The sequence below is a fragment of the Streptomyces sp. DSM 118878 genome (genome assembly GCF_052936595.1).
Genome location: NZ_CP193622.1, coordinates 5,393,516 through 5,417,679, shown reverse-complemented (window position 1 = coordinate 5,417,679; position 24,164 = coordinate 5,393,516). Strand labels below are relative to the sequence as shown.

The window sequence follows — 24,164 nt, the reverse complement described above, 5'->3', positions numbered from 1 at the left end:
ATGACTTCCCCCTTCGAGTACGCCCCGGCGCCCGAGTCCCGCTCGGTCGTCGACATCGCGCCGAGCTACGGCCTGTTCATCGACGGCGAGTTCACCGAGGCCGCCGACGGCAAGGTCTTCAAGACGGTCTCCCCGGCCACCGAGGAGGTCCTCTCCGAGGTCGCGCAGGCCGGCGAGGCCGACGTCGACCGTGCCGTGCGGGCCGCCCGCACGGCGTTCGAGACGTGGTCGGCGCTGCCGGGCGCCGAGCGCGCCAAGTACCTCTTCCGGATCGCCAGGATCATCCAGGAGCGCAGCCGCGAGCTGGCCGTCCTGGAGACGCTGGACAACGGAAAGCCCATCAAGGAGACCCGCGACGCCGACCTCCCGCTGGTCGCCGCGCACTTCTTCTACTACGCGGGCTGGGCCGACAAGCTCGACCACGCCGGGTACGGGAAGAACCCCGCGCCGCTGGGCGTCGCGGGCCAGGTCATCCCCTGGAACTTCCCGCTCCTGATGCTGGCCTGGAAGATCGCCCCGGCGCTCGCGACCGGCAACACGGTCGTGCTGAAGCCCGCCGAGACCACTCCCCTGAGCGCCCTGTTCTTCGCGGACATCTGCCGCCAGGCGGGTCTGCCCAAGGGCGTCGTCAACATCCTTCCCGGGTACGGCGACGCGGGCGCGGCCCTGACCGCCCACCCGGACGTGAACAAGGTCGCGTTCACCGGCTCGACGGCCGTCGGCAAGGCCATCGCCCGCCAGGTCGCGGGCACCGACAAGAAGGTCACGCTCGAACTGGGCGGCAAGGGCGCGAACATCGTCTTCGACGACGCCCCCATCGACCAGGCGGTCGAGGGCATCGTCACCGGCATCTTCTTCAACCAGGGCCAGGTCTGCTGCGCCGGGTCGCGCCTCCTCGTACAGGAGTCGATCCAGGACGAGCTGCTCGACTCGCTGAAGCGGCGGCTCTCGACGCTGCGCCTCGGCGACCCGCTGGACAAGAACACCGACATCGGCGCCATCAACTCCGCCGAGCAGCTCGCCCGCATCACCGCGCTCGCCGAGACCGGTGAGGCGGAGGGCGCCGAGCGCTGGTCGGCCCCGTGCGAGCTGCCGTCGTCCGGCTACTGGTTCGCGCCGACCCTCTTCACCAACGTCACGCAGGCGCACACCATCGCCCGCGACGAGATCTTCGGCCCGGTGCTCTCCGTCCTGTCCTTCCGCACGCCGGACGAGGCGGTCGCCAAGGCCAACAACACGCAGTACGGCCTCTCCGCCGGCATCTGGACGGAGAAGGGCTCGCGCATCCTCGCGGTCGCGAACAAGCTCCGGGCGGGCGTCGTCTGGGCCAACACTTTCAACAAGTTCGACCCGACGTCGCCGTTCGGCGGCTACAAGGAGTCGGGCTTCGGCCGCGAGGGCGGCCGGCACGGGCTGGAGGCGTACCTCGATGTCTGACCGACTCACGGTTCTCAAGACCTACAAGCTGTACGTCGGGGGCAAGTTCCCCCGCTCCGAGAGCGGCCGGGTGTACGAGGTGAACGACTCCAAGGGCAGGTGGCTCGCGAACGCGCCCCTCGCCTCCCGCAAGGACGCCCGTGACGCGGTCGTCGCCGCCCGCAAGGCGTTCGGCGGCTGGTCGGGCGCGACCGCGTACAACCGCGGCCAGGTCCTCTACCGCGTCGCGGAGATGCTGGAGGGCCGCAAGGACCAGTTCGTGCGGGAGGTCAGGGACGCGGAGGGCATCTCCAAGTCCGAGGCCGCCGCCCAGGTCGACGCGGCGATCGACCGCTGGGTCTGGTACGCGGGCTGGACCGACAAGATCGCCCAGGTGGCGGGCGGGGCCAACCCGGTCGCGGGCCCGTACTTCAACCTGTCGACGCCTGAACCGACGGGCGTCGTCACGGTCGTCGCACCCCAGGAGTCGTCGTTCCTCGGCCTGGTGTCGGTGCTCGCCCCGGTGATCGCGACGGGCAACACGGCCGTGGTGATCGCCTCCGAGAGGTTCCCGCTGCCCGCGCTCTCCCTCGGCGAGGTCCTCGCGACCTCCGACGTCCCCGGCGGTGTGGTCAACATCCTCACCGGGGGGACCGCCGAGATCGCGGCGCCGCTCGCCGCCCACCAGGACGTCAACGCGATCGACCTCACGGGCGCGGACGCGGACCTGGCGCGCGACCTGGAGATCGCCGCCGCCGACAACCTCAAGCGCGTGCTGCGTCCACAGCCTGTGGACTTCTCGGCCGACCCGGGCACGCACCGCCTGACGGCCTTCCTGGAGACCAAGACGGTCTGGCACCCCACGGGCTCCCTGGGCGCGTCGGGCTCGGCCTACTAGCCACTCTCCGCACAGCGAAGCCCCGGCCCCCTCCGTCCAGGAGGCCGGGGCTTCGTCGTGTCCGGTCCGTCAGTCCCCGTCTCCCGTGCCGATGCCGAAGCGGGCGGCGATGCCGTCGAGCACGCACTCCAGGCCGGTCTCGAACTGCCAGGCGGCGTCGTCCTTGCGGCCCTCACCGAGGGCGTAGCGCCGGTAGGTCGGATAGCGGCCGGTGCCCATCAGGTACATCATCTGCGGCGCCAGCGCGCGGCGCGTCTCGTCGCCGCTGCTCCAGCCGTTGTCGTCCATGTACTGGCGCAGCGCGACCTCGGACTGCGTCGCCCCGTGCGCATAGGCGCTGACCGCGCGGAAGGCGGCCATCACCGAGTCGGTGTCCATTCCGTGGCCGTCGAGCGCCGCGAGCTGCCGCTCCGCCGCCGCCATGCGGTTGGGCGTCAGCGTGAAGTTCGGTGCGGGGAGCTGGGCGAGCCAGGGGTGGCGCAGCGTCATGGCGCGGTTGCCGTGGGCGTAGGCGCGCAGCACCTCGCGCCAGCCGGTCACCTCTTCGGGCACGGTCAGTTCACTCATGACGTGGTCGACCATCAGCGCCCACAGGTCGTCCTTGCCGGAGACGTGGCGGTACGCGGCCATGGGGGCGACGCCCAGCTCGGTGGCGAGGCGGCGCATGGTGACGGCGGCGCCGCCTTCGGCGTCGGCCACGCGCACGGCGACGGCGGCGATCTTCTGCGGTGTCAGAGAGGCGCGGGGCGTGGCCGCGGGGCGCTGCACGCGCTCCCACAGCACGGGCGGTTCGGCGCCGCTGTTCTTCTGCTGGGCTGCCACGGGGCTCCTCTCGACCGACGGCTTGCTGCCGACGACTTGTGTACAGCGTATCCCCAGTAGACGCCGTACACATCCGTGTGTACGTTGTACGCATCGGATACGCCGTACACATCGGCGGCGTACACAGACCTGCACAACGGGGGACCCCATGAACGACACGAGCCCGCAGTCACAGCCTCAGCCCCAGTCACAGCCCCAGCCGCTCCGCGTCGCGGTCGTCGTCGGCTCCGACCGGGAGGGCCGCTTCGCGCCCGTCGTCACGCAGTGGATCAAGAGCCACCTCGACCAGCGCGACGACATGAGCGTCGACGTCGTCGACCTCGCCGAGACACCGCTGCCCACCGTCCTCCCGGCCTTCGGCCGGCCCCCCGCCGCCGGCACCGAGGAGGCGCTCGCCCAGGTCTCACCCCGCCTGGCGGCGGCCGACGCCTTCGTCTTCGTCACTCCGGAGTACAACCACAGCTTCCCCGCGACGCTGAAGAACGCCATCGACTGGCACAACGAGCAGTGGCACGCCAAGCCGGTCGGCTTCGTCTCCTACGGCGGCATCTCGGGCGGCCTGCGCGCGGTCGAGCAGCTCCGCCTCGTCATGGCCGAGCTGAACGCGACGACCATCCGCAACACGGTCAGCCTGCACAACGCCTGGGGCCTCTTCGACGAGGAGCACACGATGCGTGACCCGCAGAGCGACACCGCCGCCAAGGCCATGCTCGAACAGCTCGCCTGGTGGGCCCGCGCACTGAGCGAGGCCAGGGCAGCCCGCCCCTACTCCGCCTGACGCCCGCCAACGCGACCGCCCCGGGAGAGCCATGAACCAGCGCACGGAAGCGGCGGACCCTGCGGCCACCCGGGCCGCGGAGCCCTCCCGCCTCGCCATGCTCGGGCTGCTGCTCGGCATCGTCCTGGCCACGCTCGACGGCACCATCGTCGGCACCGCCCTGCCCACGATCGTCGGGGACCTCGGCGGCCTCGGCCACTTCTCCTGGGTGGTCACGGCCTATCTGCTCACCGCCGCCGTCTCGACCCCGATCTGGGGCAAGGCCGGCGACCTGTACGGCCGCAAGGGCAGCTATCTGACCTCGATCGCCGTCTTCCTCGTCGGCTCGGTGCTCTGCGGAGCCGCGCAGGACATGGGCCAGTTGATCGTCTTCCGGGGGCTCCAGGGCATCGGCGCGGGCGGCCTCTTCGTGGGCGCGCTCTCCCTCATCGGCACGCTGCTGCCGCCGGCGCGGGCGGGGCGCGCGCAGTCCATGATCGGCGTGCTGCTGCCGGTCGCCATGGTCGGCGGCCCGCTGCTCGGCGGCTTCCTCACCGACCAACTGGACTGGCGCTGGGTCTTCTACGTCAACGTGCCCGTGGGCGCCGCCGCACTGCTGATCGTCGGCCTCCTCATCCGGCCGACCGGCGAGCGCAGCACCGCCCGCGTCGACTACGCGGGCGTCGCGCTCCTCACGACGGGCATCCTCGCCCTCACCCTGCTGGGAACCTGGGGCGGCACGACGTACGACTGGATCTCCCCGCGGCTCGCGGCCCTCGCGCTGATCGCCGTGGCCTCGCTGGCCGCCTTCGTGCGTGTGGAGCGGCGCGCTCCCGAACCGGTCATCCCGCCGCGCCTGTTCCGCGACCGCAACTTCACCGTCGCCCAGGTGCTCACCTTCCTGGCGGGCGCGGCGATGCTGGGCGCGGCGAGCTATCTGCCGCAGTACATGCAGTTCGTCCGCGGCATGTCCTCGACGGCGAGCGGTCTGCTGCTGCTTCCGCTGATGCTCGGCATGATGGGCGCGCAGCTCGCCATCGGCCGGGCGGTCGGCAAGGGCGGCGGCTACCGGATCTACCCGATCGCGGGCGGCGCGGTCGCCACGGCGGGCGCACTCACCCTGCTGACGCTGGACGTGGACACCGCCACGGGCGTGGCCTCCGCACTGACGTTCGTACTGGGAGTGGGCCTCGGCTGCCTGTTGCAGCCGTCCCTGCTGATCACCATGAACAGCGCGGAACCCCGCGACATGGGCGCCGCGAGCGGCACCACCACGCTGCTGCGCACCATCGGCGGCTCCCTCGGCGTGGCCGTGCTCGGCTCCTTCTACACCGGCCGCGTGACCGACACCCTCACGGAACGGCTCGGCAAGGACGGCGAGCGCCTCGCGGGCGGACACCAGCTGACGCCGGAGGCGCTGCGGGGCATGCCGGAGCCGGTGCGGGACGCCTTCGGGGCCGCGGTCACCGGCGGGCTGCACGGCGTCATGACCGGCACGGCCGTCCTGTGCGCCGTGACGCTCGCGGTGGCCTGGCTGATCCGCGAGGTACCCCTGCGGTCGACCCCCGGAACGGCGGCTAGCCCGGCAGCAGCCCCACCACCGGGCTCACCACCGGCAGATCGTCCAGGGAGCCGCCCCGGGTGATCGGGTCGGTGACGGCGGCCGTGCTGATCGGCTTGAAGTCCGCGACCTGGGTGCCGAGGGAATTGTCGAGCGGGTCGGTGCCGGTGTTCGCCAGCGGGTCGAGCTGGAGGGACTTGACGGGGGCGAGGCCGCCCGCCGCCGCACTGCGCAGCGCGCCCGTCAGCGCCTCGACCGCCGAGACGTCGCGCCCGGCGTCGGCCGACTCGGCGGCCCCGGCCGCGTGCGGTGCCGCGACCGGCTCCGCGGCACCGGCGGCCGCACCGCCCGCGCCGAGCGCGGCACCCGCCGCGGTGAGCGTCAGCCCCACGCGCAGCAGCCCGCGGGCGCCGGGACGGAGTGATGTGCGTGCCGCGTGTCGTGCCATGAGTACCGTCCGTATCCCTGCGTGGTGAGTAAGTGCGCGAGCACGCAGCGTAATTGACGGGCCCGGGAGGCGCCACAGGCGGCCCAGGGGCTCAAACGTGCGATCGCGCGTCCCTTTTCGCGGCCCGTTCACGGCCGGTATGGGCATGCTTCGCGCCGCCGTTGATAATGGCTCCCGACCACTTGAGGCGAACCAACATCTGAAAAGGGCCAGCGCATTGGGATCCCAGCCCCCGACACCCACCCGCGTCGTGCTGCTCTGCGGCCCCTCGGGCTCGGGCAAGTCCGTCTTCGCCGCCCGCTCCGGGCTCCCCGTGCTCTGCCTGGACGACTTCTACAAGGAGGGCGACGACCCCACGTTGCCGCTCGTCCCCGGCAGCGCGGACATCGACTGGGACTCGCCCGCCTCCTGGGACGCCGACGTGGCGCTCGCCGCCATCGAGGAGCTGTGCCGTACGGGGCGTACGCGCGTCCCGGTGTACGACATCGCGACCAGCGCGCGCGTCGGCCAGGAGTCCCTGGACATCGAGCGCACCCCGCTGTTCATCGCCGAGGGCATCTTCGCGGCGGACATCGTGGAGCGGTGCCGCGAGAACGGCGTGCTCGCCGACGCGATCTGTCTGCGGGGCCGGCCCTCCACCACGTTCCGGCGGCGGCTGCTGCGGGATCTGCGCGAGGGGCGCAAGTCGGTGCCGTTCCTCCTGCGCAGGGGCTGGCGGCTGATGCGCGCGGAACGCGCCATCGTGGCCCGGCAGGCCGCCCTCGGGGCGTACCCCTGTGCCAAGGGCGAGGCCCTGGGGAGGGTCGCCGCCGCTGCCGCCGGGCGGCGTGTCGCGGCGAGCGTCGACGCCGGGTGAGGGGGCGGGCCCGCCCCCGGGCAAGCAGAAGGACCGGAAAGACCCCCCGGCCTTCCGGTCCTGCTACTTGTCTCCCCCGTGTTCCCCCGTGCTCCGCCGCGTCCCCCCGGAGCGGCGGCCCCCGTACTTCCCCCGTGTTCCCCCCGATCCTCAGGCGACCAACTCGCCGAAGGACTCCTCCTGGTCACGCCCGAAGCTGAGGACCTCGTCCTCACGCATCCGGCGGAGCGAGCGCCAGATGCTGGACTTCACCGTGCCCACGCTGATGTCGAGGATGTCCGCGATCTCCGGGTCAGTGCGGCCCTCGTAGTAGCGGAGGACCAGCATCGTGCGCTGGAGTTCGGGCAGCCGGGCCAGGGCCTGCCACAGCACGGCGCGCAGCTCGGTGCCGCGCATCGCGTCCGTGTCGCCCACCGTCTCCGGCAGCTCCTCGGTCGGGTACTCGTTCAGCTTGCGGCGGCGCCACGCGCTGATGTGCAGGTTGGTCATGGTGCGGCGGAGGTAGCCCCCCACCGCGGCCTTGTCGCTGATCCGGTCCCAGGCCCGGTACGTCGAGAAGAGGGCGCTCTGCAGCAGGTCCTCGGCCTCGTACCGGTCGCCGGTCAGGTGGTAGGCGGTGGCGTACAGGGAGGAGCGGCGCTCCTGGACGTAGGCGGTGAACTCCGCCTCCGACAAGCTCTTGCGCTCCCCCTGATCCTCCCCGTACGCGGTTCCCCCGTGAGGTGCGTCAACCACCGTCATGTACGTGGTGTGCTGACGCCCGGTGCCGCGAGCGCACCCCCGCCCGCTCACGGCACCGGACTTCTCAGAGCTCCGTCCGACATCGTGGAGACGCGTGACAACTGCGCTTGACCTGGTGCTGTGCAGCGTATTCATCTCGCGCCCCCCATCGGTGGAGTCCGGTTCGTTCGGTCTGTGCTGTGGTGCTTCTTGCTTGTGACCAGTACTCTGCCGGACCCACTTCATGACGGTGTCCGCCGACTGTCACAGGCCTGTCACAGGGGTCCGCCACCCCGTATCGCGCGTGAGGGTGAGGTGAGGGAGCGCTCCAGCAGTCGTACTGGAGCCCTGGCATGGGACAGAATGACGTTCGTGCCTTCCCTGTTGCTGATCGAGGACGACGACGCCATCCGGACGGCCCTGGAGCTTTCGCTGACGCGCCAGGGACATCGGGTGGCCACTGCTGCCACCGGCGAGGACGGCCTGAAGCTGCTCAGCGAGCAGCGGCCGGACCTGATCGTGCTGGATGTGATGCTGCCGGGCATCGACGGATTCGAGGTGTGCCGTCGCATCCGGCGCACCGACCAGTTGCCGATCATTCTGCTGACCGCGCGCAGCGATGACATCGACGTGGTCGTGGGCCTGGAGTCCGGTGCCGACGACTACGTGGTGAAACCCGTGCAGGGCCGTGTCCTCGACGCGCGCATCCGGGCCGTGCTGCGGCGCGGCGAGCGCGAGGCGAACGACGCGGCGACGTTCGGTTCGCTGGTCATCGACCGCGCGGCGATGACGGTGACGAAGAACGGTGAGGACCTCCAGCTCACCCCGACCGAGCTGCGGCTGCTCCTGGAGCTGAGCCGCAGGCCCGGACAGGCGCTGTCGCGGCAGCAGTTGCTGCGCCTGGTGTGGGAGCACGACTACCTCGGTGACTCACGGCTCGTCGACGCGTGCGTGCAGCGGCTGCGCGCCAAGGTCGAGGACGTGCCGTCGTCGCCCACGCTGATCCGTACGGTGCGCGGGGTCGGATACCGGCTGGACACGCCTCAGTGACCAAACCGCAGGACAAGCTCCGCGCCCTGCCCGCGGCGCGCAGGGCCGTGCTCGCGGGAATCCGCTTCACGAGTCTGCGACTGCGTCTCGTGCTGGTGTTCGGCCTCGTGGCCTTGACCGCCGCCGTCTCTGCATCCGGCATCGCGTACTGGCTCAACCGCGAGGCCGTGCTGACGCGCGCGCAGGACGCGGCGCTCAAGGACTTCCGGCAGCAGATGCAGACGCGGGCCGGCGCGCTGCCCGCCAACCCGTCGCAGGAGGAACTCCAGGTCGCGGCCGGGCAGATGGCGAACAGCAGCCAGCGCTACAGCGTGCTGCTCGTCGCCGAGAAGAAGGGCGGCGGCCGGATAGTCGGCTACTCCGACCTGGACGCCTTCACGCTCGCCAAGGTCCCCCGCTCCCTGCAGAAGGCGGTGACCAAGCGGCAGCCGGTCACCTCGGGCAACAAGAGCCCCCACCACCTGTACTGGCAGCGGATCTCCGAGCACGGCACCCCGTATCTGGTCGGCGGCGCCGAGGTGATCGGCGGCGGCCCGACCGGCTACATGCTGAAGTCGCTGGAGCCGGAGGCCAAGGACCTCAGTTCGCTCGGCTGGTCCCTCGCGATCGCCACCGCGCTGGCCCTGATCGGCTCCGCGCTGCTCGCCCAGGCCGCCGCGACGACCGTGCTCAGACCGGTGCACCGCCTCGGGGTCGCCGCGCGCAGGCTGGGCGAGGGCAAGCTCGACACCCGGCTGCGCGTCTCGGGCACCGACGAACTCGCCGACCTGTCCCGGACGTTCAACAGGACCGCCGAGAACCTGGAGAAGAAGGTCGCCGACATGAGCGCCCGTGACGAGGCGTCGCGCCGCTTCGTCGCCGACATGTCGCACGAGCTGCGCACCCCGCTGACCGCCATCACGGCCGTCACCGAGATCCTGGAGGAGGAGCTCGACGCGGAGACCGGCTCCGTCGACCCGATGATCGAACCGGCCGTACGCCTGGTGGTGAGCGAGACCCGCCGCCTGAACGACCTCGTGGAGAACCTCATGGAGGTCACCCGCTTCGACGCGGGCACCGCGCGCCTGGTCCTGGACGACGTGGACATCGCCGACCAGATCACGGCATGCGTCGACGCCCGCGCCTGGCTGGACGCGGTGGAGCTCGACGCCGAGCGCGGCATCACCGTGCGTCTCGACCCGCGCCGCCTCGACGTCATCCTCGCCAACCTCATCGGCAACGCCCTCAAGCACGGCGGTTCCCCGGTGGAGGTCTCGGCACGCCTGGCGGACGCGGAGCTCGTCATCTCCGTACGCGATCACGGTCCCGGCATTCCCGCGGACATCCTGCCGCACGTCTTCGACCGCTTCTACAAGGCGAGCGCGTCCCGGCCGCGGTCCGAGGGCAGCGGCCTCGGCCTGTCCATCGCCCTGGAGAACGCGCACATCCACGGCGGTGAGATCTCCGCGGCCAACTGCCCGACCGGCGGCGCGGTGTTCACGCTGCGGCTGCCGCGGGACGGCGGAAGCCCCGAAGAGCCCGCCGAGACCGAGGGAGAGCCCGCATGACGGGGCGTCGTACGCGTGCCGCGGTCGTCACGGCCGTGCTGGCCGCCGGGCTCGCCGGCTGCGGGATCAGGTCCACGGAGGTGCCGACCGACTTCGGGCCCGCGCCGTCGCGGGTGCCGTGCGTGATGTCGGGCTCCAGCATCGCCTCGCAGTCGGGCAGCGAGGTGCCCGTACAGGTCTTCCTGGTCTGCGCGGCACAGCTCGTGACCGTCGACCGGGCCGTGCGGGTCCACGAGGACAAGGCGACCACCGACCGGGTACGGATCGCGCAGGCCCTGCTCGACGAGTTGGCCGCGCCCCCTTCGGAGGCCGAGAAACAGGCCGGCTTCGCCACGGACGTACGCGGCGGAACCACGGTCTCCGGGCCTTCGCGGGGTGAGCCGGATGAGGCGCTGCGCCTCAGCAGGCCGCCGCAGGATCTTTCCGCGTTCGCGCTCGCGCAGATCGTGTGCACGCTGGCCGACAGCGCGGCGTCGGCCGAGGACCAGTCGGTGATCATGGGCGGACCGGGTGATGATCCGCTGCGGCGCTACACGTGCGCGCCGGAGGTCCGCTCACGGCCGGGCTCGGTGGAGCCCCCTTCTGAGACGGTGCGGTAACAGAAGCGACCGTGGGGTAACAGGCACACGGACGCGGAACCGATCCTGCCGCCCATGACGTCTTGGGGGGCGTGCGTCAAGGCTCGGGCGGTCGTACCGCCGCCATCCGCTTCCGTGCGGCGGGAGGATTCCTCCTCGCCGCGCACCTTCTGCTCGTCGGATGGATCACGCTGCGTCCGCTGGACGTGCCCTGGGTGAGCGCCGCGAATCTGCAGCCGCTCGCCGGGATCAAGGCTGATCTGGAGCTCGGCGGGGTGCAGGCCACCCGCCGGATCGGCGAGGCCCTGCTGCTGCTCGCCCCGCTCGGTGCGCTGCTCCCGCTGGCCGGAGGCCGGCTCGTCGTGTCGCCGTGGGGTTCCCTGGTGCGAACCGTCGCCGCGGGGGCGCTGCTCTCGCTCGGCATCGAACTGCTCCAGACCGGCGTGCCCGGTCAGGTCGTCGACATCGACTCGCTGCTCCTGAACACGCTCGGGGTGGCGGTCGTCCATCTCGCGGTCGTGCCCGCGGCGCGTGCCAGGCTCCGCCACCACGCGGAGGTCGAGCGCGGCGCGGCCCTCCCCCGGGAGGACACGTCTCAGGGGGCGACCCCGACGATTCCCAGGGTCGGGATCGCACCGTAGAGCGACGCTTCGTACCGCTTTCCGGTCGTAGCGTGGAGACATCGGGGCATACGAGAAGCCTCCCGTCCACGGTTCACGAAGGAGCCCGACATGACCGCCCTTGCCCGCCCCACGAACGGCCGGATGATCGGCGGAGTGTGCGCAGCCCTCGCCAGGCGCTTCGGCACCTCCGCGAAGACGATGCGCGTGATCTTCGTGGTCTCCTGCCTGCTCCCCGGCCCGCAGTTCCTGCTCTACCTCGCGATGTGGCTCCTGCTGCCCTCCGAGGACAAGGTCCGCCAGTCGGCCTGGTGACGGAACACGATGGGGCGCCCCTTCGCGCGAAGGGGCGCCCCATTCGTCGTGCCGGGGGCCGCCCTAGAGCGGCACGCCGTTCAGTCCGCTGCCGTTGACCGGCAAGCCGTGGAGCACGGCGCCGAGCGCACGCTTGCGGTCCGTCGACGTGAGCGACCGGACGGTCTCCTCCGCGATGGGCTGGGTGGCGCGCAGGCCGCCCACGAGGGCTCCCGGCGCGGCGGTGGCGGACTCGAGGACCGCGGCGCCGGGGACGTCCGGAGCGGCGGGCGCGGCGCTCGCGGCACCTGCTCCGGCGACGGCGAAGGCGGCACCGAGAGCGGCGACACCGAGGGTCTTGGCGGCAGACTGCTTCATCTTAGGGCGTCCTTGCGAATTCGATGACGGGGATCGGGCGGTTCAACGACCGCACGGCCTCCGGATCACGGGCGCGGGACGCGAGGAGCGGCCGGGTGGCGTACTCCCCCGGCCGCTCCGGTGCCCGCGGCGAGGCGCGGGCCGTGCGCTACTTCGCGGCGGACGCGCTGGTGGAGACGGTCTGACGGAACAGCCACTCGGACTTCAGTTCGGCGTAGCCGGGCTTGATCACGTCGTTGATCATGGCAAGCCGCTCATCGAAGGGAATGAACGCTGATTTCATCGCATTCACCGTGAACCACTGCATGTCGTCGAGCGTGTAGCCGAACGTGTCGACCAGGTGCTCGAACTCGCGGCTCATGCTCGTGCCCGACATCAGCCGGTTGTCGGTGTTGACCGTGGCCCGGAAGTGGAGCTTCCGCAGCAGGCCGATGGGGTGCTCGGCGTACGAGGACGCGGCGGCCGTCTGGAGGTTCGACGTCGGGCAGAGCTCCAGGGGGATGCGCTTGTCCCGTACGTACGAGGCGAGGCGGCCCAGGCGCACGCTGCCGTCCTCCGCGACCTCGATGTCGTCGATGATGCGCACACCGTGGCCGAGGCGGTCGGCGCCGCACCACTGCAGGGCCTGCCAGATCGACGGCAGACCGAAGGCCTCGCCCGCGTGGATCGTAAAGTGGTTGTTCTCGCGCTTGAGGAACTCGAAGGCGTCGAGGTGGCGGGTGGGAGGGAAGCCCGCCTCCGCGCCCGCGATGTCGAAGCCGACGACGCCGAGGTCGCGGTAGCGGTTGGCCAGTTCGGCGATCTCCAGGGCGCGGGCGGCGTGCCGCATGGCGGTGAGCAGCGCGCCCACGCGGATGCGGTGGCCGTTCTCCTTCGCGCGGCGCTCCCCCAGGCGGAAGCCCTCGTTGACCGCCTCGACGACCTCTTCGAGGGTGAGGCCCTGCTCCAGGTGCTGCTCGGGGGCGTACCTGATCTCGGCATAGACCACGCCGTCCTCGGCGAGGTCCTCGGCGCACTCGGCGGCCACGCGCTTGAGGGCGTCCTTCGTCTGCATCACCGCGCAGGTGTGCGCGAAGGTCTCCAGATACCGCTCCAGGGAGCCGGAGTCGGCCGCCTCGCGGAACCAGATCCCGAGCTTGTCGGGGTCGGCCTCGGGCAGTCCCCCGTACCCGTTCTCCCGGGCGAGGTCGACGATCGTGCCGGGGCGCAGGCCACCGTCGAGGTGGTCGTGGAGGAGCACCTTCGGGGAGCGGCGGATCTGTTCGGCGCTGGGCGTCTCGCGGTCCGTGTGACCGGTTTTGTGAGTCTGGCTCGTCATTTCGGCACTCTAGCGCCTACGCGCGTAGAACTCACTGGTCGATACGTAACAGTGACCCTGCGGACGGGTGGCGTACACCGTCGCTTCTGACACTGTTCTGTCATGGCACAGCATGGGACGACGGGGCCCACGGGGGCGCCCAGGCTCGGGCGCGCGGTCGGAACGGCCCCTTCCGCGGTGAGCGGTGCGGTCGTGCTGCTGCCCGGCGGCGCCGAGACATCCACCCGCAGACCTTCTCCGCTCGCGGCCGGCGCCGTGCGCGCGCTCGGCCGCAGGCTGGCCCACGACGGGCGCGGGGCGGGCCTCGCCGCGCACGTCGTGCACTACCGCAGCCGCGGCTGGAACGGCGCGCAGGCGCAGCTCGCCCACGACGCGGCCTGGGCGGCGGACGAGATCGTACGTCTCTACGGCGACGTCCCCGTCTGCCTCGCCGGAGTGGACATGGGCGGCAGGGCCGCGTTGCGCGCGGGAGGGCACAGCGCGGTCGAGTCCATCCTGGCGCTCGCCCCCTGGCTGCCGGAGGAGGACATGGCCGCGCCGCCCGAACCGGTGAAGCAGCTCGCGGGGCGGCGGGTCCTGATCGTGCACGGCACCAACGACGAACGGACCGATCCCGAGCTGTCGTTCCGGTTCGCGCAGCGGGCCAAGAAGGCCAACCGCGACGTGTGCCGGTTCGAGGTGCACTCGGACGGGCACCGGCTGCATCAGCATCACAGCGAAGTCCTCGCGCTGGCCTCCGACTTCGTCCTGGGGACGCTGTTCGGGGCCGGGTTCGCCCGCCCCCTGGAGGACGCGTTGGCGGCGCCGCCGCCGCTGGGTCTCCGGATGCCGCTGGCCTCCGGCTTCGGGCAGTCGCTGCGGCGGTGAGGCGGCGGGGCGATAAGGCGGTGGCCTGCCCCGTCACGTCGACTGTTGCAGCAGCTTTCCCTTTCTGCTCAGCAGGAACTCCTTGAACGCCGCCACCGGCGGAGTGTCCGGGTGGCCGTCCAGCCAGGCGACACCGATCTCGCGTACGGCCCGCTGGCCCGTCACCGTCAGTTCCACGACCCCGGGGCGCGGCACGGCCGGCGGGGGCAGGAGGGCCACGCCAAGGCCCGCCGCGACCAGGCCGCGCAGGGTCTCCGCCTCCTCGCCCTCGAAGGCCACGCGGGGCCTGAAGCCCGCCTCCTGGCAGAGGTCGTCCGTGATGCGGCGGAGGCCATAGCCCGGCTCAAGGGTCACGAAGGCCTCGTCGGCGGCCTCGGTGAGGCGCACGCGCTTGCGTGCGGCGAGGCGGTGGTCATCGGGCACGACCAGGCGCAGCCGCTGCTCGTCGAGGCGGCGGGCGACCAGGTCGGGGGCGTCCGGTACGGGCGAGGTGAGGCAGAGGTCGAGCTCACCGGCGCGCAGCCGCTCCAGCATCGCCTCGCCGTAGTTCTGTACGAGGCTGAAGCGCACCCGCGGGTGGTCGGCGCGGAAGGCCCGCAGCAGCCCGGGTACGGTCTCCGAGCCCATGGTGTGCAGAAACCCGAAGGCGACCTTGCCGGACTCCGGGTCGGCGTCCGCGCGCACCGACTCGGCGGCGCGCTCCACCTCGCCGAGGGCCCGCTCGACCGAGGCGAGGAAGGTGCGGCCCGCCGGGGTGAGCGAGACGGTACGGCCGCGGCGCGCGAACAGGTCGACCCCCAGGTCCCCTTCGAGGCGTACGAGGGCGCGGGAGAGCGTCGACTGGGGGATCTGCATCTCCTGGGCGGCGCGCGTGACGTGCTCGGTGCGGGCCACCCCCGCGAAGTACGCGAGGCGTGGCGCAAGCAGCGTGACGATGTCCTCCGCGTCACTGTTGTGTGACACACGCGCGCCTGACCTCTGCTGATGCTTCATGGGAACGATTATGGCGATTCCATGCATTGGACGCATCAGAAAAGCGGTCGTACGTTCCTTGCATGCCTCCTGCCAGTAGCGGGGCGACCGCCACCACCCCCGCGGCCGCCCTCACCCCGCCGTCCCCCTCCCCCTCGGCCGCCGATGCGCACATGACGCCCGGCGGGCCCGGCTACCGCCGGATGACGTTCGCGCTCTTCCTCGCGGGTGTCGCCACCTTCGCCCTCCTCTACTCCACGCAGGCCCTCCTGCCCCTCGTCTCCGACGACTTCGGGGTGAGCGCGAGCACGGCGAGCTGGACGGTCTCGGCGGCCACGGGCGCACTGGCTCTCTTCGTCCTCCCCCTCAGCGCGCTCAGCGAGCGCTTCGGGCGGCGCGCGGTCATGACCGCCTCGCTCTCCGTCGCGGTGGCGGTGGGTCTCCTGGTCCCCTTCGCCCCCTCGGTCGAGACGCTCATCGCGCTGCGTGCGGTGCAGGGCGCGGCCCTCGCGGGGCTCCCGGCGTCGGCGATGGCGTTCCTCGCCGAGGAGGTGCGGCCGAAGGCCCTGGTCGCCGCCATCGGCATGTTCGTGGCGGGCAACTCCATCGGCGGCATGAGCGGGCGCATCGTCACCGGCTGGGTCGCGCAGGCCTGGGGCTGGCGCGCGGCGGTCGGCGTCGTGGGCATCCTCGCCGTCCTGTGCGCCGTCGCCTTCCGCGCGCTGCTGCCCGCGCCGCGGCACTTCACCCCGGCATCGCTCAGCCCGAAGGCCCTGGCGCGCACGGTCCGCACGCACCTGTCGAACCCGCTCCTGTGCAGGCTGTACGCGATCGGGGCGCTGTTCATGACCGTCTTCGGCGCGGTCTACACGGTGATCGGCTACCGGCTCGCCGAAGCGCCCTTCTCGCTCCCGCAGGGCATCATCGGCTCCATCTTCCTCGTCTACCTCGTCGGTACGGTCTCCTCCGCCGCGGCGGGCAAGCTGGTGGCCCGGCTCGGGCGGCGCGGCGCGCTCTACCTGGCGGTGAGCACGACCACGGGCGGCCTCCTGCTGTCCCTCTCCCCCTCGCTGGTCGTGGTGCTCCTTGGGCTGGTCCTGATCACCGCCGGGTTCTTCGCCGGGCACGCGGTGGCGTCGTCCTCGGTGAGCCGTACGGCCACCACGGGCCGCGCGCAGGCCTCGGCCCTGTACCAGTCCGCGTACTACCTGGGGTCCAGCGCGGGCGGCACGCTCGGTGCCGTCGCCTTCCACGCGGGCGGCTGGACCGGGACCGTGGGGCTCGGGCTCCTGGCGGTGCTCGGCGTCGTGTCGGTCACGCTGTGGGGCTCGCACGCGGCCCGCGCGAGCGAGCGTGCCGCGAGCGAGCGGCGCGACCTGGTGGCCGCCGCGCGCTGAGCCGTCTGTTTTCCGACTCCGGGGCCCGTTGTCAGTGGGCTGCGGTAGCTTCCCGGAGTAGGCCCCTCACCGGGCCGTTCGGATGGAGCCGCAGGGGTGGGTGGGATGAGCGACATCGCAGGGACGACGACCGATCTGGACGTCACGCTGGAGAAGCACCGGGTCGAGCTGACCGGGTACTGCTATCGGATGCTGGGTTCGGCCTTCGAGGCCGAGGACGCCGTGCAGGACACGATGGTGCGTGCCTGGCGCAGCTTCGAGAAGTTCGAGGGCCGCTCCAGCGTCCGCTCGTGGCTGTACCGCATCGCGACGAACGTCTGCCTGGACATGCTGAACGCGGGCAACCGCCGCGCCCGCCCCATGGACCTGACCGCCGCCGCCCCGCTGGCGCAGGCGGCGCTCACCCCGCGCCCGGACAACACCTGGCTGGAGCCGATGCCGGACGCCCGTGTGCTGCCGAGCCTGCACGACCCGGCGGAGGCGGCCGTCGCCAAGGAGTCGGTGCGCCTCGCGTTCGTCGCCGCCCTTCAGAACCTGCCGCCGAAGCAGCGGGCCGTGCTGATCCTGCGCGAGGTCCTCGCGTGGAAGGCCAGCGAGGTCGCCGAGCTGATCGACACCTCCGTCGCCTCGGTCAACAGCGCGCTCCAGCGGGCCCGCGCCACGCTCGCCGAGCGGCCGGACGACGACACCGCCGTCTCCGACCCGCTCGACGAGGAGCAGCAGAAGCTCCTGGAGCGCTATGTCACCGCCTTCGAGGGCTATGACATGGCGGCGCTCACGGCTCTGCTCGCCGAGGACGCCGTCATGACGATGCCGCCGTTCGACCTGTGGCTGCGCGGCACCGAGGACATCACGGGCTTCATGTCCACGATGGGCGCGCCGTGTGCCAACGGCCGCCTGGTGCCGGTGCACGCGAACGGCTCGCCGGGCTTCGCGCAGTACAAGCCCGATCCGGAGAACGGTGGCTTCATGCCCTGGTCGATCCAGGTCATCGAGATCTCAGGGGGCCGTATCGCCGGCTTCCACTGCTTCCTTGACACCCAGCGGTGGTTCCCCCTCTTCGGGGTGCCGCTCCATCTCGACGACTAGGCCGAGCAGTTCGACCAGACCGACCAGTCCGAGGAGGGCAAGCAGGGCGGGGGCGGGGTTGCGGAGCCGTATCGTCCTCCCCGCCCGACGGGCGGCCAGGTGCAGCCGCGCGATGGCGTCGACCGTGGTGAGGCCGGAGGTCGTCACGGCGGTGACGTCGCAGATGACGTGGGCGCCGGGGCCGTGTCTCGCGGCGGCCACCTGTTCGCAGAGACGGGGCACGTCCTCCGGGCGCAGAGGGCCCGCGATGCGGATGAGGTGCGGTTCGGTGTCGGCCATGCAGGATGGACCGGCTCAGCGGGCGGAACTCATCGGTGACGCCGCCGGGTGAGCCGGGCCGGCCGCCTCAGTCCATGGGGAACGCGCTGGTGTCGATCTCCAGGTCGAAGGGGGCGGGGAGTTTGACCGGTTCGCCGAACTTGCAGGCTTGAAGCCTCGGGCCACTCCATCTCCTCCCAGAGCCGGACGAGGTCGTCCCAGCTCTGGCCGGGCTCATGGCCTACGGTGAGTGCGCTCATGGCGGTCTCCCTTTTTCGGCGCGTCGCCGATCCCAGCATGCCGAACGGGACCGGCGGTGGACCACCGATCCCGTTCACCCGTACGAGTACGCCTTGGTCAGAGCCCCGCTCCGACGCTTCAGCCGATCCGGTCGAGCACGATCGGCTTCGGCGAGAAGGACGTCCCCGCGGCACCGATGTCGAAGGCCCCCTCAAGGGACTGGAGCGCGTACTCGAAGCGCTCCGGGGTGTCCGTGTGCAGGGTGAGGAGAGGGGCACCCGCCTCGACGGAGTCGCCCGGCTTCGCGTGCAGCTCCACGCCCGCGCCCGCCTGGACGACGTCCTCCTTGCGGGCGCGGCCCGCACCGAGGCGCCAGGCGGCGACGCCGACGTCGTACGCGTCGAGGCGGGTCAGGACGCCGGACGACGGGGCCGTCACCACGTGCGTCTCCCTGGCCACCGGCAGCGCCGCGTCCGGGTCGCCGCCCTGGGCCGCGATCATGCGGCGCCACACGTCCATCGCCGAGCCGTCGGCCAGCGCCTTCGCGGGGTCCGCGTCCTTCAGGCCCGCCGCGTCGAGCATCTCGCGGGCCAGGGCGAGGGTCAGTTCCACGACGTCCGCGGGGCCGCCGCCCGCGAGGACCTCCACCGATTCCCGTACCTCGAGGGCGTTGCCCGCCGTGAGGCCGAGCGGGGTCGACATGTCCGTCAGCAGGGCCACCGTGCGCACGCCGCTGTCGGTGCCAAGACCGACCATCGTGGAGGCCAGTTCACGGGCGTCGTCGAGGTTCTTCATGAAGGCGCCGGTGCCGACCTTCACGTCGAGGACCAGCGAACCCGTCCCCTCGGCGATCTTCTTCGACATGATGGAGGAGGCGATCAGCGGGATCGCCTCGACCGTGCCGGTCACGTCCCGCAGGGCGTAGAGCTTCTTGTCGGCGGGCGCGAGGCCGTCACCGGCCGCGCAGATGACCGAGCCGACGCCGTCGAGCACGTCCAGCATCTCCTCGTTGGAGAGCAGCGCGCGCCAGCCGGGGATGGCCTCCAGCTTGTCCAGGGTGCCGCCGGTGTGGCCGAGGCCCCGGCCCGAGAGCTGCGGGACGGCCGCGCCGCACGCGGCGACCAGCGGGGCGAGCGGCAGCGTGATCTTGTCGCCGACGCCGCCGGTGGAGTGCTTGTCCGCCGTGGGGCGGGACAGCGAGGAGAAGTCCATGCGCTCGCCGGACGCGATCATCGCGGCGGTCCAGCGGGCGATCTCCCCGCGGTTCATGCCGTTGAGCAGGATCGCCATGGCGAGGGCGGACATCTGCTCGTCGGCGACCGCGCCGCGCGTGTACGCGTCGATGACCCAGTCGATCTGCTCGTCGCTGAGCTCGCCCCGGTCGCGCTTGGTGCGGATGACGGAGATGACGTCCATTGGCATGTCCTTCCAGCGGTACAACAGCGTACGTATGCGGATGTGTTCGGGACTCTACGCGCATAGAGATCGGAGATGAAGACGGCCCCGCACCCATGATCCCGGAGGGTCGGGGGTGCGGGGCCGGTGGTTCAGAGCCTGTGTCGTGCCACGGGCTCTCAGCCGAGGTGCTGCGGGCCGAACGCGTCCGGGAGCATCTCCGCCAGGGCGCGGATGCCGGAAGCGGTCTCCAGGAGCAGTTCCGGGCCCCCGAACTCGTACAGGAGCTGACGGCAGCGGCCGCACGGCATCAGGATCTCGCCCTTGCCGTCCACGCACGTGAAGTGGGTGAGCCGGCCGCCGCCGGTGAGCTGGAGCTGGGAGACCAGGCCGCACTCGGCGCAGAGACCGAGGCCGTAGGAGGCGTTCTCCACGTTGCAGCCGGAGACCGTCCTGCCGTCGTCGACCAGGGCCGCGGCACCGACCGGGAACCCGGAGTAGGGCGCGTACGCGCGGGACATGGCCTCGCGCGCGGCTTCCCGCAGGGCGTCCCAGTCGGTGTCGGCGGCAGCAGTCGTCACTTGCCCTGTCCCTTTCGGTACGGCATTCCGTCCGCCTTCGGCATGCGGAGCCGCTGGGCGGAGAGCGAGAGGACCAGCAGGGTCACCACGTACGGCGTGGCGGTGACGACCTGGTTGGGCACCTCGTCGGTCAAGCCGTACCACACGAACATCAGCGCGGAGACGGCCGCGGTGATCACCGCGGGGACGTACCGCTTGCGCCACGCGAGGTAGATCGCGCCGATGACCAGCAGGATCGCGAGGAGCAGCAGCAGCGCGTGGACGTTGGTGCCGCCACCCCGGAGCTTCAGGCTGTCGGTGTAACCGAACAGGCCGGCGCCGAGCGCGAGCCCGCCCGGCATCCAGTTGCCGAAGATCATCGCGGCGAGGCCGATGTAGCCGCGCCCGCCCGTCTGGCCCTCCAGGTAGATGTTGGAGGCCACCAGCGAGAGGAAGGCGCCGCCGAGGCCGGCGAGGCCGCCGGAGATGACGACGGCCAGGTACTTGTACTTGTAGACGTTGACGCCCAGCGACTCGGCCGCGATGGGGTTCTCGCCGCAGGAGCGCAGGCGCAGGCCGAACGAGGTGCGCCACAGGATCCACCAGCTCAGCGGCACCATCGCGACGGCGATCACGGTGAGCGGCGACAGGTCGGTGATCAGGCCGCCGAACAGGCCTGCGAGGTCCGAGACCAGGAACCAGTGCTTGTCGTTCAGGTCCATGAGCCAGTCGGAGAGACCTGGCACGGAGAAGTTCCCGAGCGATTCGACGGGCGGCGACTGCTTCGACGTACCGCCTTCCTCGCCCTCGAAGGCGAAGGTGGCGAGGTAGCGGGTGGCGCCGAGGGCGAGGATGTTCAGGGCCACACCGGAGACGATGTGGTTGACGTTGAAGGTGATGGTGACGATCGCGTGCAGCAGGCCGCCGAGCGCGCCGCCGAGGATGCCGAAGAGGACACCGACCCACGGCCCCCACTGGAAGCCGGCCCAGGCGCCGAACCACGTGCCGAGGATCAGCATGCCTTCGAGGCCGATGTTGACCACGCCCGCGCGCTCGGCCCACAGGCCGCCGAGGCCCGCGAGGCCGATCGGCACGGCGAGCTTGAGGGCCGTGGACATCTGGCCGGTGGACGTGATGCCGTCCGCGCCCGTGATGAGGCGGACCACGGAGGTCAGCACGAGGACGCCCGCGATGATCAGCAGGAGGACGGGGAGCGAGACGCGGCGGCGGCCCGGCGCGGGCTGCTTGGCCGGGGGCTTGGCGACGGTTGCCGTGCTCATCGGGCAGCCACCTCCTTCACGGAGTCGTTGTTGCCGTTGTTGCCGTTGTTGCCGTTGTTGCCGTTCGCCCGGGCGGCGGCGGCCAGTTCCTCACCGACGCGGCGCTGTTGACGGCGCAGGCCCCAGCGGCGCACCTCCTCGTAGGAGACGACGACCGCGATCACGATGAGGCCCTGCATGATCACCGCGATCTCCTTGTCGTACGCCTCGGGCTGGGCGTAGTCGAGGGCGGGCGAGGCCTTGTCGAGGAAGGCCCAGAGCAGCGCCGCGAAGGCGATGCCGACCGGGTTGTTGCGGCCGAGGAGCGCGATGCCGATGGCGGTGAAGCCGAGGCCCGCGGGGAAGGAGAGGCTGTAGGTGTGGGTGTCGCCGAGCAGGATCGGCAGGCCCGCGAGGCCCGAGACCGCACCGGAGATCAGCATCGCGCTGAGCACCATGCGCTTGGCGTTGACGCCGGAGGCCGCGGCGGCCGACTCGGAGGCGCCGGTGGCGCGCAGGTCGAAGCCGAACCGGGTGCGGTTGAGGATCAGCCAGTACAGGACACCCGCGAGCACCGCGATGATCACGAAGCCGTAGATCTCGCCGCCCGCGACCTCGATGCCCGGGAACCAGCCGGACTTCTCCATGACGCCGGTCGTCTGGTTGTTGCCCACCGGGACGCCGAAGTTGTCGGTGAGGGTGAGGTAGGCGATGACGCTCGTCGCGATGGCGTTGAGCATGATCGTCGAGACGACCTCGCTGACGCCGCGGGTGGTCTTGAGGATGCCCGCGATGCCGGCCCAGAAGGCGCCGGTGAGCATGGCCACCAGCATGAGCAGGGGGATCTGGAGGAAGGACGGCAGCGCGATGTGCGCGCCGACGACGGCGGTCACCATCGCGGCGAGACGGTACTGCCCGTCCACGCCGATGTTGAACAGGTTCATGCGGAAGCCGATGGCCACCGCGAGCGCCGCCAGGTAGTACATCCCCGCCTGGTTGAGGATCAGGACCTGGATGTCGGAGAAGGTGGCCTGCTCCAGCATCAGGCTGTACGGCTCGATCGGGCTCTTGCCCGAGGCGAGCAGCACGACCGAGGTCAGTGCCACGGCCACGAACAGGGCGATGACCGGTCCGGCCACCGCGAGGAGCACACGCTCCCTGTCGAACTTCTTCATCGGACCTCGTCCTCCTCGGAGCCGTCACCGGACTCGACGTGTTCCAGGTGACCGGAGGCGGCACCCGTCATCGCCGACCCCAGCTCCTCCGGCGTGATGGTGGCCGGGTCGGCGTCCGCGACGAACTTTCCGCGGTAGATCACGCGGAGGGTGTCGGAGAGGCCGATCAGCTCGTCCAGGTCGGCGGAGATCAGCAGTACGGCGAGGCCCTCACGGCGGGCCTCGCGGATCTGGTCCCAGATCTGCGCCTGCGCGCCGACGTCCACACCGCGGGTGGGGTGGGCGGCGATCAGGAAGCGCGGCTTGTGGCTCATCTCGCGGCCGACGATCAGCTTCTGCTGGTTGCCGCCGGAGAGCGAGGCCGCCGTCACGTCGATGCCGGGCGTACGGACGTCGTACTCCTCGACGATGCGGCGTGTGTCGGCCTGGGCGCCCTTGAGATTGAGCCAGAACCCCTTACGACCGCGCGTGTTGGGAGCCTCACCGACGTGACCGAGGATGCGGTTCTCCCACAGCGGGGACTCCAGGAGGAGCCCGTGCCGGTGGCGGTCCTCGGGGATGTAGCCGATGCCGCCCTCGCGCCGCTTGCGCGTGGGGTGGGCGGTGATGTCCTCGCCCGCCATGCGGATCACGCCCGAGTCGGCGTGCCTGAGGGCGATGAGCGCGTCGATCAGCTCGGTCTGGCCGTTGCCCTCGACGCCCGCGATGCCGAGGACCTCGCCCTCGTGGATCGTGAACGAGATGTCGTCGAGCAGCGCACGGCCCGAGTCGCCGTCGGCCAGCAGCTTCAGGCCCTCGACCTCGATCATCGGCCGGTCGGTGACCGTCGACTCCGCCGTCTCCGGCGTGGGCAGTTCGCTGCCCACCATCAGCTCGGCGAGCTGGCGCGGCGTCGTCTCGGAGGGGACGGCCGTGCCGACCGTCGTGCCGCGCCGGATGACGGTGATGTCGTCGGCGACGGACAGCACCTCGCCCAGCTTGTGGGAGATGAAGATGACGGACAGGCCCTCGGACTTCAGTTCGCGCAGGTTGTCGAAGAGCGCTTCGACCTCCTGCGGCACGAGCACGGCCGTGGGCTCGTCGAGGATCAGCGTGGTGGCGCCGCGGTAGAGGACCTTGAGGATCTCCACGCGCTGCCGGTCGGCCACGCCGAGGTCCTCGACGTACGCGTCGGGGCGCACCCCGAGGCCGTAACGCTCGGAGATCTCGGTGATCTTGCGCCGGGCGGCGCCGCCGATGCCGTGCAGCTTCTCGCTGCCGAGCACGATGTTCTCGAGCACGGTGAGCTGGTCGGCCAGCATGAAGTGCTGGTGGACCATGCCGATGCCGCGCGCGATCGCGTCGGCCGGGCCGGCGAAGGCGACCTGCTCGCCGTCGACGGTGATGGTGCCCTCGTCCGGCTTCTGCATGCCGTAGAGGATCTTCATCAGGGTCGACTTGCCCGCGCCGTTCTCGCCCACGAGGGCGTGCACGGTGCCCTTGCGGACGGTGAGACGGATGTCGTGGTTGGCCACGACTCCGGGGAAGCGCTTGGTGATGCCGACGAGTTCGACGGCGATGGGCGGAGGGTTGGTGGACGCGTCGATGGCGCACTCTCCTCGGGGAACTGAAGGAAAGGGGCCGCCTACGCGCGCAGTGCCCCTGCTATTTGGTGCTGCTGGGTCCTCGTGGATGCTGCTGAGGAGGTTC

General features: G+C 71.3%; 26 protein-coding genes. 14 read left to right on the top strand and 12 right to left on the bottom strand.

Features of this window, described 5'->3' with window-relative positions; translation table 11 throughout:
- Both ACRAKF_RS24185 and ACRAKF_RS24180 read left to right on the top strand, forming a co-directional pair.
- Window positions 1-1,437 (top strand): aldehyde dehydrogenase family protein, encoded by a 1,437-nt coding sequence (locus tag ACRAKF_RS24185; protein ID WP_447039495.1) that lies wholly within the window; start codon window positions 1-3, stop codon window positions 1,435-1,437.
- Window positions 1,430-2,314 (top strand): aldehyde dehydrogenase family protein, encoded by an 885-nt coding sequence (locus tag ACRAKF_RS24180; RefSeq protein ID WP_447039494.1) that lies wholly within the window; start codon window positions 1,430-1,432, stop codon window positions 2,312-2,314. Before ACRAKF_RS24185 ends, ACRAKF_RS24180 begins: the two co-directional genes overlap by 8 nt.
- 69 nt (window positions 2,315-2,383) lie before the next feature.
- On the opposite strand, the gene ACRAKF_RS24175 is transcribed toward ACRAKF_RS24180, so the two are convergent.
- Window positions 2,384-3,136: a TetR/AcrR family transcriptional regulator gene (locus tag ACRAKF_RS24175; protein ID WP_447039492.1), complete on the bottom strand. Its 753-nt coding sequence runs from the start codon at window positions 3,134-3,136 to the stop codon at window positions 2,384-2,386.
- Between the two features lie 148 nt (window positions 3,137-3,284).
- Between ACRAKF_RS24175 and ACRAKF_RS24170 the strand changes: the two genes are divergently transcribed.
- Together ACRAKF_RS24170 and ACRAKF_RS24165 are read left to right on the top strand one after the other, a co-directional pair.
- A complete protein-coding gene (locus tag ACRAKF_RS24170; RefSeq protein WP_447039491.1) occupies window positions 3,285-3,914 on the top strand; it encodes an NADPH-dependent FMN reductase in 630 nt (209 codons plus the stop codon).
- A gap of 31 nt (window positions 3,915-3,945) precedes the next feature.
- Window positions 3,946-5,538, top strand: a complete 1,593-nt coding sequence (locus ACRAKF_RS24165; RefSeq protein WP_447039489.1) for an MDR family MFS transporter — start codon at window positions 3,946-3,948, stop codon at window positions 5,536-5,538.
- On the opposite strand, the gene ACRAKF_RS24160 is transcribed toward ACRAKF_RS24165, so the two are convergent.
- Window positions 5,471-5,902, bottom strand: a complete 432-nt coding sequence (locus ACRAKF_RS24160; RefSeq protein WP_447039487.1) for a hypothetical protein — start codon at window positions 5,900-5,902, stop codon at window positions 5,471-5,473. The genes ACRAKF_RS24165 and ACRAKF_RS24160 overlap by 68 nt on opposite strands.
- A gap of 217 nt (window positions 5,903-6,119) precedes the next feature.
- On the opposite strand from ACRAKF_RS24160, the gene ACRAKF_RS24155 reads away from it, so the two are divergent.
- Window positions 6,120-6,758 carry a uridine kinase family protein gene (locus ACRAKF_RS24155; RefSeq protein WP_447039485.1) on the top strand — a complete coding sequence of 213 codons (639 nt, stop codon included), beginning with the start codon at window positions 6,120-6,122 and terminating at the stop codon, window positions 6,756-6,758.
- 150 nt (window positions 6,759-6,908) lie between these two features.
- Here ACRAKF_RS24155 and ACRAKF_RS24150 read toward each other — a convergent pair whose 3' ends face one another.
- Window positions 6,909-7,634: a SigE family RNA polymerase sigma factor gene (locus ACRAKF_RS24150; RefSeq protein ID WP_447039483.1), complete on the bottom strand. Its 726-nt coding sequence runs from the start codon at window positions 7,632-7,634 to the stop codon at window positions 6,909-6,911.
- Between the two features lie 216 nt (window positions 7,635-7,850).
- Between ACRAKF_RS24150 and afsQ1 the strand changes: the two genes are divergently transcribed.
- From afsQ1 to ACRAKF_RS24125, 5 genes are all read left to right on the top strand, one after another.
- Window positions 7,851-8,528: a two-component system response regulator AfsQ1 gene (gene afsQ1, locus ACRAKF_RS24145; protein WP_030562528.1), complete on the top strand. Its 678-nt coding sequence runs from the start codon at window positions 7,851-7,853 to the stop codon at window positions 8,526-8,528.
- Window positions 8,525-10,075, top strand: a complete 1,551-nt coding sequence (locus tag ACRAKF_RS24140) for an ATP-binding protein (protein ID WP_447039482.1) — start codon at window positions 8,525-8,527, stop codon at window positions 10,073-10,075. Before afsQ1 ends, ACRAKF_RS24140 begins: the two co-directional genes overlap by 4 nt.
- The gene (locus tag ACRAKF_RS24135; RefSeq protein WP_447039480.1) at window positions 10,072-10,674 is read left to right on the top strand and encodes a hypothetical protein; all 603 of its coding nucleotides are present in this window, start codon (window positions 10,072-10,074) and stop codon (window positions 10,672-10,674) included. Before ACRAKF_RS24140 ends, ACRAKF_RS24135 begins: the two co-directional genes overlap by 4 nt.
- A 71-nt stretch (window positions 10,675-10,745) precedes the next feature.
- Entirely contained in the window at window positions 10,746-11,294 is a 549-nt protein-coding gene (locus ACRAKF_RS24130) for a VanZ family protein (RefSeq protein WP_447039478.1), read from the top strand.
- A 90-nt stretch (window positions 11,295-11,384) separates the two neighbouring features.
- Complete coding sequence (locus ACRAKF_RS24125; RefSeq protein WP_447039476.1) at window positions 11,385-11,588, top strand: PspC domain-containing protein; 204 nt, start codon at window positions 11,385-11,387, stop codon at window positions 11,586-11,588.
- Between the two features lie 63 nt (window positions 11,589-11,651).
- Here ACRAKF_RS24125 and ACRAKF_RS24120 read toward each other — a convergent pair whose 3' ends face one another.
- Entirely contained in the window at window positions 11,652-11,945 is a 294-nt protein-coding gene (locus ACRAKF_RS24120) for an ATP-binding protein (RefSeq protein ID WP_447039475.1), read from the bottom strand.
- Between the two features lie 23 nt (window positions 11,946-11,968).
- Between ACRAKF_RS24120 and ACRAKF_RS24115 the strand changes: the two genes are divergently transcribed.
- The gene (locus tag ACRAKF_RS24115; RefSeq protein ID WP_447039474.1) at window positions 11,969-12,130 is read left to right on the top strand and encodes a hypothetical protein; all 162 of its coding nucleotides are present in this window, start codon (window positions 11,969-11,971) and stop codon (window positions 12,128-12,130) included.
- On the opposite strand, the gene ACRAKF_RS24110 is transcribed toward ACRAKF_RS24115, so the two are convergent.
- The gene (locus tag ACRAKF_RS24110) at window positions 12,094-13,263 is read right to left on the bottom strand and encodes an adenosine deaminase (RefSeq protein ID WP_447039473.1); all 1,170 of its coding nucleotides are present in this window, start codon (window positions 13,261-13,263) and stop codon (window positions 12,094-12,096) included. The genes ACRAKF_RS24115 and ACRAKF_RS24110 overlap by 37 nt on opposite strands.
- 102 nt (window positions 13,264-13,365) lie before the next feature.
- Between ACRAKF_RS24110 and ACRAKF_RS24105 the strand changes: the two genes are divergently transcribed.
- Window positions 13,366-14,130, top strand: coding sequence for an alpha/beta hydrolase (locus ACRAKF_RS24105; RefSeq protein WP_447039472.1), 765 nt, complete (start codon window positions 13,366-13,368; stop codon window positions 14,128-14,130).
- Between the two features lie 33 nt (window positions 14,131-14,163).
- Here the strand turns inward: ACRAKF_RS24105 and ACRAKF_RS24100 are convergent, their stop codons facing one another.
- Window positions 14,164-15,123 (bottom strand): LysR family transcriptional regulator, encoded by a 960-nt coding sequence (locus tag ACRAKF_RS24100; protein ID WP_447039471.1) that lies wholly within the window; start codon window positions 15,121-15,123, stop codon window positions 14,164-14,166.
- 62 nt (window positions 15,124-15,185) lie between these two features.
- On the opposite strand from ACRAKF_RS24100, the gene ACRAKF_RS24095 reads away from it, so the two are divergent.
- Window positions 15,186-16,499 (top strand): MFS transporter, encoded by a 1,314-nt coding sequence (locus ACRAKF_RS24095; RefSeq protein ID WP_447039469.1) that lies wholly within the window; start codon window positions 15,186-15,188, stop codon window positions 16,497-16,499.
- A gap of 105 nt (window positions 16,500-16,604) precedes the next feature.
- Entirely contained in the window at window positions 16,605-17,588 is a 984-nt protein-coding gene (locus ACRAKF_RS24090; protein ID WP_447039468.1) for a sigma-70 family RNA polymerase sigma factor, read from the top strand.
- Here the strand turns inward: ACRAKF_RS24090 and ACRAKF_RS24085 are convergent.
- The 6 genes from ACRAKF_RS24085 to ACRAKF_RS24060 all read right to left on the bottom strand — a co-directional run bounded on the left by ACRAKF_RS24085 (window position 17,499) and on the right by ACRAKF_RS24060 (window position 24,061).
- Complete coding sequence (locus tag ACRAKF_RS24085; RefSeq protein WP_447039467.1) at window positions 17,499-17,867, bottom strand: STAS domain-containing protein; 369 nt, start codon at window positions 17,865-17,867, stop codon at window positions 17,499-17,501. The two genes, ACRAKF_RS24090 and ACRAKF_RS24085, sit on opposite strands and share 90 nt — an antisense overlap.
- Window positions 17,868-18,224: 357 nt before the next feature.
- Entirely contained in the window at window positions 18,225-19,502 is a 1,278-nt protein-coding gene (locus tag ACRAKF_RS24080; protein WP_447039466.1) for a thymidine phosphorylase, read from the bottom strand.
- 158 nt (window positions 19,503-19,660) lie between these two features.
- Window positions 19,661-20,062: a cytidine deaminase gene (locus ACRAKF_RS24075; RefSeq protein ID WP_447039465.1), complete on the bottom strand. Its 402-nt coding sequence runs from the start codon at window positions 20,060-20,062 to the stop codon at window positions 19,661-19,663.
- The gene (locus tag ACRAKF_RS24070) at window positions 20,059-21,321 is read right to left on the bottom strand and encodes an ABC transporter permease (RefSeq protein WP_447039464.1); all 1,263 of its coding nucleotides are present in this window, start codon (window positions 21,319-21,321) and stop codon (window positions 20,059-20,061) included. Before ACRAKF_RS24070 ends, ACRAKF_RS24075 begins: the two co-directional genes overlap by 4 nt.
- Entirely contained in the window at window positions 21,318-22,475 is a 1,158-nt protein-coding gene (locus ACRAKF_RS24065) for an ABC transporter permease (protein WP_447039462.1), read from the bottom strand. The genes ACRAKF_RS24070 and ACRAKF_RS24065 overlap by 4 nt, the downstream gene beginning before the upstream one ends.
- Entirely contained in the window at window positions 22,472-24,061 is a 1,590-nt protein-coding gene (locus ACRAKF_RS24060) for an ABC transporter ATP-binding protein (protein ID WP_447042143.1), read from the bottom strand. Before ACRAKF_RS24060 ends, ACRAKF_RS24065 begins: the two co-directional genes overlap by 4 nt.
- Between the last annotated feature and the right edge of the window lie 103 nt (window positions 24,062-24,164).

Excerpts from the sequence above, each read along its gene's own strand:
- ACRAKF_RS24185 (WP_447039495.1), top strand. The coding sequence starts at position 1 with ATGACTTCCCCCTTCGAGTACGCCCCGGCGCCCGAGTCCCGCTCGGTC.
- ACRAKF_RS24180 (WP_447039494.1), top strand. The coding sequence starts at position 1,430 with ATGTCTGACCGACTCACGGTTCTCAAGACCTACAAGCTGTACGTCGGG.
- ACRAKF_RS24170 (WP_447039491.1), top strand. The coding sequence starts at position 3,285 with ATGAACGACACGAGCCCGCAGTCACAGCCTCAGCCCCAGTCACAGCCC.
- ACRAKF_RS24165 (WP_447039489.1), top strand. The coding sequence starts at position 3,946 with ATGAACCAGCGCACGGAAGCGGCGGACCCTGCGGCCACCCGGGCCGCG.
- ACRAKF_RS24160 (WP_447039487.1), bottom strand. The coding sequence starts at position 5,902 with ATGGCACGACACGCGGCACGCACATCACTCCGTCCCGGCGCCCGCGGG.
- ACRAKF_RS24150 (WP_447039483.1), bottom strand. The coding sequence starts at position 7,634 with ATGAATACGCTGCACAGCACCAGGTCAAGCGCAGTTGTCACGCGTCTC.
- ACRAKF_RS24135 (WP_447039480.1), top strand. The coding sequence starts at position 10,072 with ATGACGGGGCGTCGTACGCGTGCCGCGGTCGTCACGGCCGTGCTGGCC.
- ACRAKF_RS24125 (WP_447039476.1), top strand. The coding sequence starts at position 11,385 with ATGACCGCCCTTGCCCGCCCCACGAACGGCCGGATGATCGGCGGAGTG.
- ACRAKF_RS24120 (WP_447039475.1), bottom strand. The coding sequence starts at position 11,945 with ATGAAGCAGTCTGCCGCCAAGACCCTCGGTGTCGCCGCTCTCGGTGCC.
- ACRAKF_RS24115 (WP_447039474.1), top strand. The coding sequence starts at position 11,969 with ATGACGGGGATCGGGCGGTTCAACGACCGCACGGCCTCCGGATCACGG.
- ACRAKF_RS24110 (WP_447039473.1), bottom strand. The coding sequence starts at position 13,263 with ATGACGAGCCAGACTCACAAAACCGGTCACACGGACCGCGAGACGCCC.
- ACRAKF_RS24105 (WP_447039472.1), top strand. The coding sequence starts at position 13,366 with ATGGCACAGCATGGGACGACGGGGCCCACGGGGGCGCCCAGGCTCGGG.
- ACRAKF_RS24100 (WP_447039471.1), bottom strand. The coding sequence starts at position 15,123 with ATGAAGCATCAGCAGAGGTCAGGCGCGCGTGTGTCACACAACAGTGAC.
- ACRAKF_RS24095 (WP_447039469.1), top strand. The coding sequence starts at position 15,186 with ATGCCTCCTGCCAGTAGCGGGGCGACCGCCACCACCCCCGCGGCCGCC.
- ACRAKF_RS24090 (WP_447039468.1), top strand. The coding sequence starts at position 16,605 with ATGAGCGACATCGCAGGGACGACGACCGATCTGGACGTCACGCTGGAG.
- ACRAKF_RS24085 (WP_447039467.1), bottom strand. The coding sequence starts at position 17,867 with ATGGCCGACACCGAACCGCACCTCATCCGCATCGCGGGCCCTCTGCGC.
- ACRAKF_RS24080 (WP_447039466.1), bottom strand. The coding sequence starts at position 19,502 with ATGGACGTCATCTCCGTCATCCGCACCAAGCGCGACCGGGGCGAGCTC.
- ACRAKF_RS24070 (WP_447039464.1), bottom strand. The coding sequence starts at position 21,321 with ATGAGCACGGCAACCGTCGCCAAGCCCCCGGCCAAGCAGCCCGCGCCG.
- ACRAKF_RS24065 (WP_447039462.1), bottom strand. The coding sequence starts at position 22,475 with ATGAAGAAGTTCGACAGGGAGCGTGTGCTCCTCGCGGTGGCCGGACCG.